The sequence below is a fragment of the Pseudomonas sp. 8_5_2 genome (genome assembly GCF_059295255.1).
In genome coordinates this window covers 2,965,401-2,979,159 of the sequence record NZ_CM181238.1, presented here as the reverse complement: position 1 = coordinate 2,979,159, position 13,759 = coordinate 2,965,401, and the positions used below count along the sequence as shown (strand labels likewise).

Here is a 13,759-nt window from a genome sequence, read left to right as displayed (position 1 = left end):
TATGCAGCGCCTATGAGATCGAGCGCCGCCCGCGCGGCGCTCGATTTCATAGGCGACGCAAATGCTGTGGCAAGCGCCTGTTTAGCGCTGCCGGGACTGTTCTGCCTGGCCTTCAATGCGTCTGCCAGATCCCATTGCTGCGCTCACACTCGGTACGCGCCTGCCCCAGGCTAGGTGTATCGTAGTAATAGGTCACCACCCGGGCATCCTTGGGCAAGCCAGGCCGAGTGGACGGCTGGTCATTGCCGGCTGCTTCAGGATTGGCCAGCGCCTCCTGGGTCAACGGTGCGATACAACTGCCCACGCTGCCATCGGCGCAACGCGCCACCTTCTGCTTCTGCGCGCTGAGCATGTCCTTGCTCTCGTTGCTGCACGACCAGTTGATCGCTTCCGGCGGCATGTTGCCGAAGGTGTAGCAGGTATGTTGCGCCACCGGTTTCACCGCTTCGCTGGACGATCGGGTGACCACATCGCAGGCCTCGGCCAGCACCTCGCCGCTGGCCAGGCTTGCCAACATCAATGTCATCGTAAAGACACGCATGGGACACCTCCCGGCCACAGGCCGTCATTCACGTCGAAGCTGGTTTGTCGCGCTGGCGCATGGCCTTGGCACGTTTTTCCAGCACCACATAGGTGATCACCGCCAGCGCCAAGGGAATCAGGTAATACAAGGTCCGGTAAGCCAGCAGCGCCGCCACCAGGCTGCCCTGGCCCATCTGGCCATGCAGCAACCCCAGAAATACCGTTTCCAGCACGCCCAGCCCGGCCGGAATATGCGCAACCACCCCAGCCACGCAACTGATCAGCAGAATCCCCAGAATAGAGGGGTAGAAGGCCTTGTCGGGCAACAGCCAGTAGATCAGCAAGGCCATCATCGCCCAGTTGCTGGCGCCGAGTGCCACCTGGCACAGCGCCAGGCGCAGCCCAGGCAGGGTCAGCTCGTGATCACGCCAGCGCCAGGTGCGCTTCTTGGCAAAACCACAGGCAAACAGATAGGCAAAGGCGATGGCCAGCAGCGCAAAGCCGATGAATTGCAGGCCCGTAGTGCCCACCGCCCAGTTCGCGGGCAGCTCTACCAGACGCAACGCGAACACACCACCGGCGAGCAGCATGTAACCCATCCAGTTGGTCAGCAGGCCGAGGGTGAGGATGCGGGTGATGGTGGCCGTATCCAGCCCAAGCCGGCTGTACAGCCGGTAACGCAGCGCAACGCCGCCCACCCAGGTGGTGAAGTTGAGGTTGAAGGCGTAGCACACGAACGCGACTGGCAGCACCTGCCGGGCAGGCAACGTGTGGCCGGTGTAGGTGCGTGCCAGCAGGTCGTAGCTGGCGAAGATCAGGAAGCTGCACAGCGCCATCACCAGGCCCACCGCCAAAACGCCAGGCTTGTAGGCGAACAATGACTGGCGCACTTCGCCCCAGTCCAGATTGCGTGCCAGCATGAACAACAGCACCGGGATCAGCACCACGAACAGCACGGTGAACAGGCGTTTGGCCCAGGTTTGCCAGCGCTTGCGCTCCATCAGGTATTGCCCTCGTGCAGGTTGCCTTGGGTGTGGACTTGCGCTTGCAGCGATTTCAGGCGTTTGCGGTGCGCCGGCAACCAGCCGGCAATGCGCGGAAAATGCCGAACTACGTGGAAGCACAGGAATATCAGCGGGGCCCGCCACCAATAGCCGCGGATCATGCGTTCCAGGGTCACCGGCTTGCATTGCTCGCTTGCCAGCGTGCGCAGGTGCTGGTGCAGCTGCTGGTTGAAGGCACGGTCGCGGATGAACAGGTTGGCCTCCAGGTTCAATGACAGGCTCAACGGGTCCAGGTTGCTGGAGCCGACGGTGGACCACTCATCGTCCACCAGCGCCACCTTGCCGTGCAGCGGGCGCTGGCAGTATTCGTGAATGCGTACGCCATCGCGCAGCAGGTAGTTGTACAGTAGCCGTGAAAGCGCCCGCACCCAGCGCATGTCCGGCTGGCCCTGCATGATCAGGGTCACCTCCACCCCCCGGCGGGCGGCATTGCGCAGCTCGCGCAGCAGGCGGTAGCCGGGGAAGAAATACGCATTGGCGACCACGATGCGCTGGCGGGCAGCGCGCAAGGCCTCCAGGTACTGCGCTTCGATGGCGGTGCGACGCTGCCCGTTGTCACGCTCCACCAACACCGCAGTTGTTTCGCCGGTAGGCGCGGTCACGGGTCGCACCTCGCTGGGGGGTTCGAGCACAGGCGACATCAGGCGTCGGCTCACTGCATGCACTTGCGCCACCACTGGGCCGGTGACTGCGACGGCGTAGTCTTGCTTGGCCATCGGCCCATAATCGCCCAAGTGATCGGCGCTGTAGTTGATGCCGCCGATGAAGGCCAGCTCGCCGTCGATGACCACAATCTTGCGGTGCAGGCGCCGGAACAGATTGGTGCGCATGCCCGCCAGTTTCGGCTGGGGGTCGAACAGGTGAAAGCTGACCCCGGCATCGGTCATGGCCGCAATAAAATCGTCGGGCAGATCCGCCGTGCCGTAGCCATCTGCCACCACCTCGACCCGCACGCCGCGGCTGGCAGCCTCGATCAACGCCCGCTGCAGCTGCTGGCCGACCTTGTCGTCGAAAATGATGAAGGTTTCCAGCAGGACTTCTTCCCGTGCCTGGCCGATGGCGTCGAATACACGGGGGTAGAATGCCTCGCCATTGATCAACAGTTCCACGCTGTTACCGTCTACCCAGGGTCTTTTCACACAACGATCTCCGCAGCCAGGGGGGCGTGGTCGGACAGGTGCGACCACGGGTAGTTGGACAACACCTGGGCCTTGCCAGGCATGGCGTTGCGCACATAGATCCGGTCCAGGCGCAACAGCGGCATGCGCGCCGGGAAACTGCGCGCCGGGGTGCCGAACCGCTCGCCAAAGGCTTCGACCAGGCGCTGCGACAGCACTGCGTCCGCCTTCAGCCGCCAGTCATTGAAGTCGCCGGCAACAATCACCGGCGCTTTTGGCGGCAGGCGGTCAAGCAGTTCGAGCAACAGCTTCACCTGGCTTTGCCTGTGCGCTTCGCGCAGGCCCAGGTGCACGCACACCGCATGGACCTGTTCGTGGCCTGGCACTTCCAGCTGGCAGTGCAGCAGGCCGCGCTGCTCGTTGCCGTGTACCGACACGTCGAGGTTGTCGAAACGGGTAATCGGAAACTTGGAAAGCAGGGCATTGCCGTGGTCGCCGTGGGGGTACACCGCATTGCGACCGTATGCAAATTGCGGCCACATGCTATCGGCGAGAAATTCGTACTGCGGTGCCTCCGGCCACGCTGGGTGGCGTACAGCATGCTGCTGGTGGCTGCCATGCACTTCCTGGAGGAATACCAGGTCTGCACCGGTGGTACGCACGGCTTCGCGCAGCTCGGGCAGGATGAAGCGCCGGTTGAAAAAGGTGAAACCCTTGTGCACGTTGAGGGTGAGCACGTTCAGCCGGTGTACGGCGGTAACTTTGTCGATGATGCAATGGGGGGCAGGCAGGGTCCTGTTCACAGCGGCACCTCCGGCGCCACGCCGGGCTCGGTCATCAGCGGGTGGTCCAGGTGCAGCTTCTCCAGCAAACGTCGCGCATCGTAGGGCGCATGCACCTTCTGGTCGTTGTCGAAGTAGCAGTAGACATCCCGCGAAGCACGCCGAGGCGGCGGGCCCGGGACGATCAGCTTGGCATCATCGGCCTGGCTGCCCTGGCTCCATTGCTGAATCCGATGCTTCCAGCGCCGCAGCGCGCGCACCGTGTAGCCGCTGCTGTACAGTTCGACATCGCCGTGCAGGCGCATGTACATGAAGTCGGCCGTGACATCTTCCACGTACGGCCACTTACCCGCGCTGTCGGCAACCACCAGCGCAACGTGGTGCTTGCGCAACAGCTTGACGAAGGCTTCGCACAGGAAGCTCTCGTGGCGTATTTCCACCGCATGGCGCAGCCGGTAATTGCCTTGGATGGCGGTGCCGCCATTCCCTTGCAGGCGTTCGGCGCAGCCCTCGGCACAGGCCCGCGCAGCTGCAACATCGCGGGGTAGCAAGTCAAGAAACGCGCTGAAAAGCGCCTCGTCGAACTTCATGTTGGGTGGAAACTGCCAAAGAAACGGCCCTAGCTTGTCACCGAGCAGCAGCGGGCCAGACGCGAAGAAATTGGCAATCGGCTGTTCGATCTCCCTCAGCCGGCGTATGTGGGTGATGTAGCGGGGCGCCTTCACCGAGAACACGAAATCCTCAGGCGTCGCGTGAGCCCAGGCCTGGTAACGGTCAGGCGTTTGCAGGCTGTAGAACGACCCGTTGATCTCGATGGTGTTCACGGCTCGAGAGGCAAACGCCAGCTCATCGTCCTGGGGTAGCCCCTTGGGGTAGAAATCCTTGCGCCAAGGGCCATAGCGCCAACCTGAAATGCCGATACGCACTTCGCTCACGCTGCCTCCTCATGATCGTCGTTGCCCGGTTCATCAATTGCGACACGTGCAACTGCACAAGGGTTCAAGGGTGAAGATCGACGGCGCGCACGGTCGCGGATTGAACTTTGCCGTCACGCGCGATTCCACCCTTAAGCAGCCCAAGCCTGGCGCTACGGGGAGGACCGACAGCATGAAATTCGACCGTTTCGCGCAATGGCTGGCGAATTGTGCGGGTCGCCCGCAGACCTTCGCCATCGCCTTTCTGTTGATACTGGCTTGGGCAGTGACCGGCCCGCTGTTCGATTACAACGATACCTGGCAGCTGGTGATCAACACTTCGACCACCATCGTCACATTTCTGATGGTGTTCCTGATCCAGAACACCCAGAACCGCGACAACGACGAACTGCACATCAAGATCGACGAACTGCTGCGCACCACCAAGCGTGCGCACAAGGCATTGCTGGACCTGGAAGACATGGACCCGGCCGAGCTGCACGCCCTGCGCAAGCAGTACCAAAGCATGGGCAAGCTCGACCCGCATCAGGCCGACCGCCGGGACCCACCCGGTGACTGAAGGCCTGCCCGATTCACCGGAAGAAGCACTGCCAGACCCTGGAGGCACGCATGGCCAGACATATCATCCACTTCACCGGCCCGATCAATTCATCTACCTGTGGCAACCTGATCAATACCTGCTCCAAAGCCATGCAACAAGGCGCAGATCTGCTGCAGCTGAACATCGCCACCATGGGCGGGGAGTGCAGCTACGGCTTTACCCTGTACAACTTCCTGCGCGGCCTGCCGATTCCGTTGCACACCCATAACCTGGGGACGGTGGAGTCCATGGGCAACATCCTGTTCCTGGCAGGCGAGCACCGCACTGCCTGCACCCACAGCAAGTTCCTGTTCCACCCGTTTCACTGGACTTTGCATGGCTCCGTGGACCACGCCCGCATGGCCGAGTACGCCATGAGTCTGGACTACGACTTGCGGCTGTATGCGGAAATCGTGGCAGAGCGCACCCAGGGCAGCAGCGAGGTGCTGGATGTACCGCGCTACCTGATGGCCTACCCGCGCATACTCGGCCCGCAAGAAGCGCTGCAAAGCGGCATGATCCATGCCATCGACGAGATGCCGCTGGCGTCGGAGGTGAGCCAGTGGAGTGTGCATGCCTGAGGCCAGCCACTGGCTCGTAATGCCGTACTGACTGATGTGCGGTCAGTACGGCACCGAGCCGTGCAGGGCTTCGATCGCTTCCACCAGGTCGTCGTAGCCGACCGGTTTGTTCAGGTGCCGGTCAAAGCCCGACTGCCGCGACTTGTGCTGGTCGGCACTGGCGCCGTAGCCGGTCAGCGCGATCGCCGGCGTGTGCTGAAGGTGGCGCAGGCCCCTCAGCGCCTTGATCAACGCATGGCCGTCCATGACCGGCATGCCGATGTCGGACAGAATGATGTCGTAGGTCGAGTCCCCTGCCGCCTGCAGCGCCTGGCGCGGGTCATTGAAGGCGCTGACTTCGGCGCACTCCATTTCCAGCAGTTGCTGCATCACCTCCAGCACTTCAGGCGAGTCATCGACCAGCAGCACGTGAATGCCGCTGAGCCGACCCGCGTAGTCCACCTCGGCCGGCACCGCAGACGGGCGGCGTCCGGCAGCGGACAAGGGCAGGCTGACGGTGAACGTACAGCCCTGGCCGATGCCCGCCGATTGCGCCTGCACGCTGCCGCCATGCGCTTCCACCAGCTGCCGGACCAGCGACAGGCCAATCCCCAGGCCTTCACGGGTGTGACTGCCCGATGCCGGCGTGGCTTGGCTGAACAGGTCGAAAATATGCTCCAGGCTGCCTGCACTCAGGCCGATACCCTGGTCGATAACCCGCAGCGAGAGCTGATCATCCGCATGGCTCAGCACCAGGCGGATCACCGAGCCGGCCGGGCTGAACTTCATGGCGTTGTTCAGCAGGTTCCAGATCACCTGTTCCAGCCGGGTGCTGTCGCCCTCGATGAACAACGCCAGCCCGTCCGCGGGCAGTTCCAGCGCCACGCTGCAGGCTGGTTGCTCACTCAGCACCACCGCGTGGATCCCCTGCAGGATGGCAGTGAAGTCCAGCGGTTCGGTCTTGAGCTTGAGCTTGCCGGTACGGATACGCGCTACATCGAGCAAGTCATCGATGATTCGCGCCTGGCTGGTGACCGCGTCGCGGATGGTGCTCACGGCCTTGTTCGCGGCCGCTATATGGGCAATCGAAGGCAGGCGCCGGAGGATCTCCGCGTTGAGCTGGATCAGGTTGAGCGGATGCTTGAGTTCGTGGGACATGATGGCGAAGAACTCGTCCTTCATGTGGCTGTTGCTCTGCGATTCGGCCAGCTGCTTGGTCTGTTCGTCGTGCAAGCGTTTGTGCCCGGTGAGGTCGCGGGCGATTTTCACGAAGCCGCGCAAGCTGCTGCCCTTGAGCCGGGAGATTTCGCCGCTGGAGTAGAAGCGGCTGCCATCTTTGCGCACATGCCAGCGCTCGTCCTGGCTACGGTCGTTGGCACGTGCTGCCTGCAGCTCCCGCTCGGGTACGCCGTGCTGGCGATCTTCCTCTGTGAAGATCAACTGGTAGTGCTGGCCGAGCACATCGGCCTTGGCGTAGCCGAAGATCAACGTGGCACCGGTGTTCCAGTCGGTCACCAGGCCCTGCTCGTCGAGCAGGATGATGGCAAAGTCGTGAGTGCTCTCGGCAACCACACGCATGCGCTCTTCGCCCAGGCGCACGCGCTCTTCGGCTGCCCGGCTCTTGCTGATGTCGATGAAAGTGAGCACCGTGCCGTCGATCTTCTGTTCACTGGAGCGGTAGGGCAGCAGGCGCGCCAGGTACCAATGCTGGTCCCGGCCGACGATTTCACGTTCGATGATGCTTTCGCCCTGGACCACGGCACGGGCGTCGTCGGCCAGTGCCGGGTAGTCCAGGCGATGGGTGATGTCGAGCAGCGAACGACCGGTGTCGACCGGCAGCATGTTGAACAGGTCGGTGGCGCGCGGGGTGAACCAGCGGATGTGCAGGTTGCGGTCGACGAACACCGTGGCGATGTCGGTGCTGGCGATCAGGTTGCTGAGGTAGTCGTTGACCTTGTCGGTTTCCTCGACCTTGTTCTTGAGCTCGTAGTTGACCGTCAGCAGCTCCTCGTTGATGGACTGCAGTTCTTCCTTGCTGGTCTCCAGCTCTTCACTGGCCGAGCGCAGTTCTTCGTTGATCGCCTGCATCTCTTCGTTGGAGGCGGTCAGCTCTTCGCTGGAAATCTCCGATTGCTCAATGGTTTCGTGCAGCTGCAGCCGGGTGCGCTGCAACTCCCGCTCCAGGTTGTGCAACACCATGCTGTCGGTCTGGCGAATGGCGCCGGGAAGGGGCAGTGACGGGTCGGGCGCGCGTTCTTCGAAAACCACCAGCAGGTACTCGCCAGCGCTGGCCTCGTCCTTGTGCGGCTGGACGGTGATTTCCACCTGTAGCCGTGCTGCGCCTTCGCCCAGGTCTACCGGCCGCGAGGTCACGGCTTCGGTGCCCTGGCGAGCCTGGAACAGGGTGCTGCGCAAGGCCAGGCGCAAGCTCGGCAACACCAGGTTCAGCAGGTTGCGGCTGAGTTCGCCACTGCCCAGTTGCATGAATCGCCCCACGCCTTCGCTCAGATGCAGGATGGTACCTTCGCCATCGATGATCAGGCTGGGCGGGGTCCGCCGCGCAAGCGCCCGGTGGTGCAGTTCGGCATAGGCAGGTTTGCGCCCGGGCTTGCTTTTACCCCGCGCAGGTTGCAGCACATTGGCAAGGTCCGGGCCCGGCAACTGCCGGCCCGAGCGCCGCGCGGCGTTACTGACGTCACGTGCCCGGTAAATGCGGTTGCGCTTGTCGACCACGGCGAACAGCTCACTGGCCAGGTCGGCGGATTCGGACGAGCCGAGGAACAGATAGCCGCCGGGGCGCAGGGCGAAGTGGAACATGCGCAGGATGTCCTGCTGGATTTCGCGGTCGAGGTAGATCAGCAGGTTGCGGCAGACGATCAGGCTGATCTGCGAAAACGGTGGGTCGGACAACAGGTTGTGCCGGGCAAACAGGACTTTTTCGCGAACTTCCTTGCGCACCCGGTAATGCTGGTCCTCCTTCGCGAAAAACTGGCGCAACCGCGAAGGCGGTACATCGGTGACGATCGCCTCAGAGTAGCAGCCGCCCCGGGCGATGCCGATCGCCCGCTCGTCCAGGTCGGTGGCAAACACCTGGACCTTGCTGGCGCGCTGTTCCAGCGCCAGCTGCTCGCTGGCGAGTATCGCCAGGCTGTAGGCTTCTTCGCCGGTCGAGCAACCGGCGGACCAGATGCGGATTTCGCCTGAACCCTCGGCGGGTTCGGGTTCGCTGACCAGCTGCGGCAGCACATGCCGTTCCAGCGCCTCGAACGCTTCACGGTCGCGGAAAAAGTTGGTAACGCCAATCAGCATATCTGCCAACAGCGCCGCAGACTCCTCGCTGTGCTCCTCCAGGTAGCGCAGGTACGCCCCAAGGTCGGCTTGCCCCGTCACATGCAGGCGCCGTTCTATGCGGCGCAGCACGGTGGCACGTTTGTAGTGCTGGAAGTCATGCCCGGTGGTGCTGCGCAACTGCAGGAGGATTTCTTCGAGCAGGGGCTCGAAGGCCTGCGGGTCGCCGACCCGGGTACCCAGCGGAGGCGGCAGGGTATCGTCATCGATTCGCGGCAACCTGACTTTGCGGGCGTTGCGCCACAACTCCAGCAGTTTCTGCGGTATCTCGGCGGCGGGCAGGATGACGTCGACCATCCCGGTCTCGATCGCGGCCCGCGGCATGCTGTCGTACTGGGCGTCGTCTGGCGTTTGCACCAGGGTGACCCCGCCTTGCTCCTTGATGCGCGACAGCCCGACTGCGCCATCGGCACCGGTGCCGGACAAGACCACGCAAAACGCATGGTCCTTGTGCACGTCGGCCAGGTCGCGGAAAAACAGGTCGATGGCGACATGGTCACCCCGGCGCCGGTTGGCAGGCGTCACGCGCAAATAGCCGTCATTGGTCGACAACCTGTTGGCCGGCGAAATGACGTAGACATGGTTGCGCTCGATCGGCACCGGCTCGGTCACCTGGCGCACCGGCATGGCAGTGGTTTCCTGGATGATACGGTCGGCGACGCTCTGATGATCCGGTGACAGGTGCAGCACGATGACGAACGCCATGCCCGAATCGGCAGGCATCTGCCGGAACATTGTGCAGATGGCCTCAAGGCCCCCGGCCGAGGCACCGATGCCAACGACCGGAAAGTCCAGGTGGCTTGGGCTCAGGTTGGGGTCCTGCGGGGCAGCGGGCTGGTTAGCAGACGACTTCATGGCGGTGCCTTGTGCAGACCTGACAGACGGCCCATCGACGCATCGCCGGGCATGTGAGCCCCATTATAGGCAGGCCTGCGAAGCAACAGCGAGCACTCGCGCGTGCGCAAACGGATAGTCCGCCAATGGGTGACCGCGAAGTCATTTGGCGCCACTCGTCCGCAAGTGCCTACTGCGACTGAGCGCCTGGCGCCCTTGCGTGTTCGGAACAAGAGCACGGCATAACACCGTGTTACCTCGTATCCCTCAAGGAGAGACGACATGGCTCGTGATCCGGATCAAACCAGCCAACGTGGCGGCACCAAGGAAACCAACCCGGGCAATTTTGCCAATGACCGTGAAAAGGCCTCCCGCGCGGGGCAGAAAGGCGGCCAGGTATCCGGCGGCAACTTCGCCAATGACCGCCAACGCGCCTCGGAAGCGGGCCGCAAAGGTGGCCAGAACAGCCACGGCGGTAGCCGTAATCCCTAAAACCCCCGGCGTGACTGCAGCGGTTGCCCGGTGGTGAGCTGCCGGGTAACCATTCACGCCCAGGATTTCACAAATTTTGAATCTTTCCGGCCCCACCCGACTCAATCTGAAAGTCATCCATGGAAAAGAGGAGGGCCCAGCGATGCCTAATCCCCAGTTGTACATCATCGACTACCAACTGCATGGCAAGCCGCGCAGTTTCATCATCCGCCTGGAACATCTGGACAATGCCGAGGCCTGGCATTGGGCAAGCTGCGACGCGGGGATTGGCATCATCCCGAAATTCGGGCGCGAAAAGATTCGCAAGGTGAGCAGGCCCATGGCCGAGCGCTATGGGGTGACTGAAGTGAGTTGGCGGGTATCGGGCAGCAAGCCCGGCCAGTCGCTGGAAGACCCCGCCACCACTGCCTGATTCTGCTGTGCAGGCAATCGGCGAGTCAGGCACCCGACTCCGGGTCGCTCGCCGGTACGCCGGGCCGATTCTGCTCGTCATCCGTCAAATCAGGGTCGGCGTCAGGGTCGGGGACCTGGTCGTTGCGCCGGTCCGGCTCCAGCTCTGGCCAGTCATCCTCCACGTTCCCGCCTCCCATCGATAGCTTGTGATTCATGTTCCGGGCCTCCTTTCGGGTAAATAAAGCCCGCCTGGCCGGCGGGCCACTGCAGGCGTGAGAGGCGAATTTTTTGGCCACCCCTCAGTTACTGAGAGGGTCGGCGGGTCGGTAGAAGTCCTTGCAGGTGCGCTGGAGCCTGACCAACGGTTCAGCTCCCGCTGTATTTAACCGCCGCGGCCGTACGCGAGGTGACCTTCAATGCCTTGAGCAGGCAGGACACATGGATGCGCACGGTGAAGGGCGAGATGTTCAGGGCCTTGGCAATTTCCTTGTTGGTCCTGCCTTGGGCAATCAGCCGCAGTACCTCATGTTGGCGCTGAGTAAGCTGCTCCACCGCGCCGTCGGGGCTGACGCCAGGGAACAAGCCCGAGGGGGTGTACCTGACCAATACTTCGCCCTCGCGGATCGCCAGGATGGCTGCGCCAATGTCTTCCGGCATGCTGTCCTTGCCAATGAAACCGTCGACACCTGTGGCCATCACCTGCTCGATCAGCGCAGGGTCATCGACCGCTGAAACCACGATAAGCGTGGTACGTGGCAGTTGCCGGCGTACCTGGGAAAGGCACTGGATATCGGTAAGGCCGGGAAAGCGCAGGTCCAGCACCAGGGTGTCGGGTATCTCGCCAGTGGCACTCAGCGCGAAGACTTCGGCAAGGTCCCCGGCTTCTTCCACGCAGGCACCGGGCACCACCCGCCGGACGGTGCGGGCCATGGCGTCCCTGAACAGCGGATGGTCATCGGCGACAATGATGCGGCATTTCACGTCTGGCAACTCCCTGTAGCCACCAGCGAACCGGGCCATGCTAATTTAGCAGCCTTACACGGACTGTGCCGCCTCGCGAAATGTGCACAAGGACAATGCCCATGGACCTGGACAAGAACAACGAGCTCGATCAAGCCAACCTGCGCCTCATCGTCGCCTGCTGCGCCCTGGCATACATGGGTCTGCTGGGTTTCATGCCAGGCGAGTCGCATGCGCGATACCTGCCGGTGATCTACTACATCGTCTCGTTCCTGCTGGTGTCGGTCGGCCTTCGCCAGGCCATCGCCCGCTGGCCCGGCCATTACCCCTGGCGCCGGGTGCTGGGCATGCTGCATGACTACACTGGCACCTGTTTTGGCCTGGTGATAGGCGGCGAAGCGGCGCTGCCGATTTATGCGGTCATGGTGTGGGTGAACCTGGGCAACGGCATGCGCTTCGGCTCGCGCTACCTGGCAATTGCCACCGTGCTGGCGCTGGCGGCCTTGCTGGTGGTCTATCAGCTTACGCCTTACTGGCAGGCCAACCCGTTCATGGTGCTGATGCTGCTGACCACCAGCACGGTCATTCCGGTGTATGCGCACCTGCTGCTGGAGCGCACGCGCAAGGCCTCGGAACAGGCGATAGCGGCGAATCAGGAAAAGTCCCGCTTTCTGGCTCAGGCCAGCCATGACCTGCGCCAGCCTATCCACTCCATCGGCCTGTTCACCGCCTGCCTGCGCGAGGCGCCGCTGGGCGAGGATGAGCGGCGGCTGGTGGACAGCATCGACCGTTCGCTGCTCAACGTATCGCAGCTGTTTCGCTCGATTCTTGACCTGTACACGCTGGACAACGGGCGGGTGCAGCCCCGTTACGAAACCTTTGCCTTGGGTGATTTCCTGGCTGAACTGCTGCGCAACAACAGCGAGGCCGCGCGCTGGGCAGGCGTGGACATTCGTTTGCGGCCCTGCAGCTACTGGACCCGTGCCGACCGCGGCATGCTGGCGACCATGGTCCAGAACGTCATATCCAACAGTTTCAAATACGCCGCGCAGCGCCCGTTGTTGATCGCGGTACGACGCTGCGGCCGGGACCTGGCCATTGTCGTCTGCGACCAGGGGCGAGGCATTGCCGAGGCGCATCAGGGGCTGGTGTTCGAGGAGTTCTACCGGGTACGGCAGGGCCGTGACAAGGATGTCGAAGGCGTCGGACTGGGCTTGTCGATCGTCCGCCGACTGGGGCACCTGATGGGGCTGGAAGTCCGCTTGCGCTCGCGGCCGGGGCGCGGCACGGCGGTAACTCTGCAGGGTTTGCCACGCCTGCAGGCACAACCGGACCAGCCTTCGGCGCAACGCTCGCCGGCAGCGCCCGGCCTGCTCGGCGGCTTGCGGGTGTGCCTGGTCGAGGACGACCGCAACGTGCTGCGGGCTACCTCGGCACTGCTGCAGAAATGGGGCTGCGAGGTAGAAGCGCACAGCTCGCCAAGCGGCCTGAGCAGCGATTGCGAGGTGATTGTCGCGGATTATGACCTGGGCCAGGACGCCACCGGCATCGATTGCATCGACCGCCTCAGGGCCCAGCGTGGATGGGCGGTGCCAGCGTTGATAATGACCGGGCACGACCCGGAGAAGATTCAGGCAGAGGTGCATGAGCGTGATATCGCCGTGCTTTCCAAACCGGTGCGTCCAGCCGAACTGCGTGCCGCCCTGCGCGCGTTGCGCGAGCTGCCTGCGGCGCCGGTCGGCTAGACCGGCGACAGGGCGCAAAGGTTTTGCGTGGGTTACTGGAGCATCAATGCCTGGCCTTCCTTCATGCACGAAGGGGTAGGCTGGTAAAGGCCCATGCCGGCCACGGCGACGATGCCACCGCTGGGCATCTGGCACTCGTACTGGCCTTTGGCGGTGGTGGCGGTGTAGTAGGTGATGGTGCTGTCGCTGCGCACATCGGCGACTTTGGATACCTTGGTGTTGAGGGCGAATTCGGTGCGCTGCTTGAGGGTATCTTCGGAGGGGTTGATGGTCTGGCAGCCGGCGACGCCGACCAGCAGGGCGGCACTGAGGACGAGCTTGATGGGGTGCATGATGGGGACTTCCTTGGCGTTGTTCTCACTGGACTATAACGCCGAGGGGGTGATGAGGCGATTAGGGCGGATGTACGAGGTGGCCCTTGGCCTT

Annotated in this window: 13 protein-coding genes and 1 pseudogene; 5 read left to right on the top strand and 9 right to left on the bottom strand. The window is 63.1% G+C overall.

Annotated elements, in window-relative coordinates:
* Positions 1-112 precede the first annotated feature (112 nt).
* Genes AC5O5R_RS13705 through AC5O5R_RS13685 form a run of 5 tightly spaced genes read right to left on the bottom strand, consistent with a single transcriptional unit; the run spans position 113 to position 4,421 of the window.
* The gene (locus tag AC5O5R_RS13705; RefSeq protein WP_172233703.1) at positions 113-541 is read right to left on the bottom strand and encodes a hypothetical protein; all 429 of its coding nucleotides are present in this window, start codon (positions 539-541) and stop codon (positions 113-115) included.
* Between the two features lie 28 nt (positions 542-569).
* The gene (locus AC5O5R_RS13700; protein WP_172285347.1) at positions 570-1,523 is read right to left on the bottom strand and encodes a lysylphosphatidylglycerol synthase domain-containing protein; all 954 of its coding nucleotides are present in this window, start codon (positions 1,521-1,523) and stop codon (positions 570-572) included.
* Positions 1,523-2,725: a cardiolipin synthase ClsB gene (gene clsB, locus AC5O5R_RS13695; protein WP_172230805.1), complete on the bottom strand. Its 1,203-nt coding sequence runs from the start codon at positions 2,723-2,725 to the stop codon at positions 1,523-1,525. Before clsB ends, AC5O5R_RS13700 begins: the two co-directional genes overlap by 1 nt.
* On the bottom strand, positions 2,722-3,507 hold the full coding sequence (locus AC5O5R_RS13690) for an endonuclease/exonuclease/phosphatase family protein (protein WP_172230802.1): 786 nt from the start codon (positions 3,505-3,507) through the stop codon (positions 2,722-2,724). The genes clsB and AC5O5R_RS13690 overlap by 4 nt, the downstream gene beginning before the upstream one ends.
* Positions 3,504-4,421 carry a DUF72 domain-containing protein gene (locus tag AC5O5R_RS13685; RefSeq protein WP_172230799.1) on the bottom strand — a complete coding sequence of 306 codons (918 nt, stop codon included), beginning with the start codon at positions 4,419-4,421 and terminating at the stop codon, positions 3,504-3,506. The genes AC5O5R_RS13690 and AC5O5R_RS13685 overlap by 4 nt, the downstream gene beginning before the upstream one ends.
* A gap of 172 nt (positions 4,422-4,593) precedes the next feature.
* Here AC5O5R_RS13685 and AC5O5R_RS13680 point away from each other — a divergent pair, with 172 nt between their 5' ends.
* The gene (locus AC5O5R_RS13680; RefSeq protein WP_172230796.1) at positions 4,594-4,980 is read left to right on the top strand and encodes a low affinity iron permease family protein; all 387 of its coding nucleotides are present in this window, start codon (positions 4,594-4,596) and stop codon (positions 4,978-4,980) included.
* A 38-nt stretch (positions 4,981-5,018) separates the two neighbouring features.
* Entirely contained in the window at positions 5,019-5,582 is a 564-nt protein-coding gene (locus tag AC5O5R_RS13675) for an ATP-dependent Clp protease proteolytic subunit (protein ID WP_372242461.1), read from the top strand.
* Between the two features lie 42 nt (positions 5,583-5,624).
* On the opposite strand, the gene AC5O5R_RS13670 is transcribed toward AC5O5R_RS13675, so the two are convergent.
* Positions 5,625-9,764: a CheR family methyltransferase gene (locus tag AC5O5R_RS13670; RefSeq protein ID WP_494514456.1), complete on the bottom strand. Its 4,140-nt coding sequence runs from the start codon at positions 9,762-9,764 to the stop codon at positions 5,625-5,627.
* Positions 9,765-10,079: 315 nt separating this feature from the next.
* On the opposite strand from AC5O5R_RS13670, the pseudogene AC5O5R_RS13665 reads away from it, so the two are divergent.
* Positions 10,080-10,235 (top strand): annotated as a pseudogene (locus AC5O5R_RS13665) (con-10 family general stress protein); the annotation flags it as partial.
* 142 nt (positions 10,236-10,377) lie between these two features.
* On the top strand, positions 10,378-10,647 hold the full coding sequence (locus tag AC5O5R_RS13660; protein ID WP_172221000.1) for a DUF6555 family protein: 270 nt from the start codon (positions 10,378-10,380) through the stop codon (positions 10,645-10,647).
* Positions 10,648-10,672: 25 nt separating this feature from the next.
* Here the strand turns inward: AC5O5R_RS13660 and AC5O5R_RS13655 are convergent, their stop codons facing one another.
* The gene (locus tag AC5O5R_RS13655; RefSeq protein ID WP_172220914.1) at positions 10,673-10,843 is read right to left on the bottom strand and encodes a hypothetical protein; all 171 of its coding nucleotides are present in this window, start codon (positions 10,841-10,843) and stop codon (positions 10,673-10,675) included.
* Between the two features lie 151 nt (positions 10,844-10,994).
* Positions 10,995-11,609 carry a LuxR C-terminal-related transcriptional regulator gene (locus AC5O5R_RS13650; RefSeq protein ID WP_172220997.1) on the bottom strand — a complete coding sequence of 205 codons (615 nt, stop codon included), beginning with the start codon at positions 11,607-11,609 and terminating at the stop codon, positions 10,995-10,997.
* 101 nt (positions 11,610-11,710) lie between these two features.
* Here AC5O5R_RS13650 and AC5O5R_RS13645 point away from each other — a divergent pair, with 101 nt between their 5' ends.
* Positions 11,711-13,333 (top strand): hybrid sensor histidine kinase/response regulator, encoded by a 1,623-nt coding sequence (locus AC5O5R_RS13645; protein ID WP_172220994.1) that lies wholly within the window; start codon positions 11,711-11,713, stop codon positions 13,331-13,333.
* A 32-nt stretch (positions 13,334-13,365) separates the two neighbouring features.
* Here AC5O5R_RS13645 and AC5O5R_RS13640 read toward each other — a convergent pair whose 3' ends face one another.
* On the bottom strand, positions 13,366-13,665 hold the full coding sequence (locus AC5O5R_RS13640; RefSeq protein WP_172220991.1) for a hypothetical protein: 300 nt from the start codon (positions 13,663-13,665) through the stop codon (positions 13,366-13,368).
* Positions 13,666-13,759 lie beyond the last annotated feature (94 nt).

Bases quoted from the DNA above. Each gene is read 5' to 3' on its own strand.
- AC5O5R_RS13705 (WP_172233703.1), bottom strand. From the start codon at position 541: ATGCGTGTCTTTACGATGACATTGATGTTGGCAAGCCTGGCCAGCGGC.
- AC5O5R_RS13700 (WP_172285347.1), bottom strand. From the start codon at position 1,523: ATGGAGCGCAAGCGCTGGCAAACCTGGGCCAAACGCCTGTTCACCGTG.
- AC5O5R_RS13680 (WP_172230796.1), top strand. From the start codon at position 4,594: ATGAAATTCGACCGTTTCGCGCAATGGCTGGCGAATTGTGCGGGTCGC.
- AC5O5R_RS13670 (WP_494514456.1), bottom strand. From the start codon at position 9,764: ATGAAGTCGTCTGCTAACCAGCCCGCTGCCCCGCAGGACCCCAACCTG.
- AC5O5R_RS13660 (WP_172221000.1), top strand. From the start codon at position 10,378: ATGCCTAATCCCCAGTTGTACATCATCGACTACCAACTGCATGGCAAG.
- AC5O5R_RS13655 (WP_172220914.1), bottom strand. From the start codon at position 10,843: ATGAATCACAAGCTATCGATGGGAGGCGGGAACGTGGAGGATGACTGG.
- AC5O5R_RS13645 (WP_172220994.1), top strand. From the start codon at position 11,711: ATGGACCTGGACAAGAACAACGAGCTCGATCAAGCCAACCTGCGCCTC.
- AC5O5R_RS13640 (WP_172220991.1), bottom strand. From the start codon at position 13,665: ATGCACCCCATCAAGCTCGTCCTCAGTGCCGCCCTGCTGGTCGGCGTC.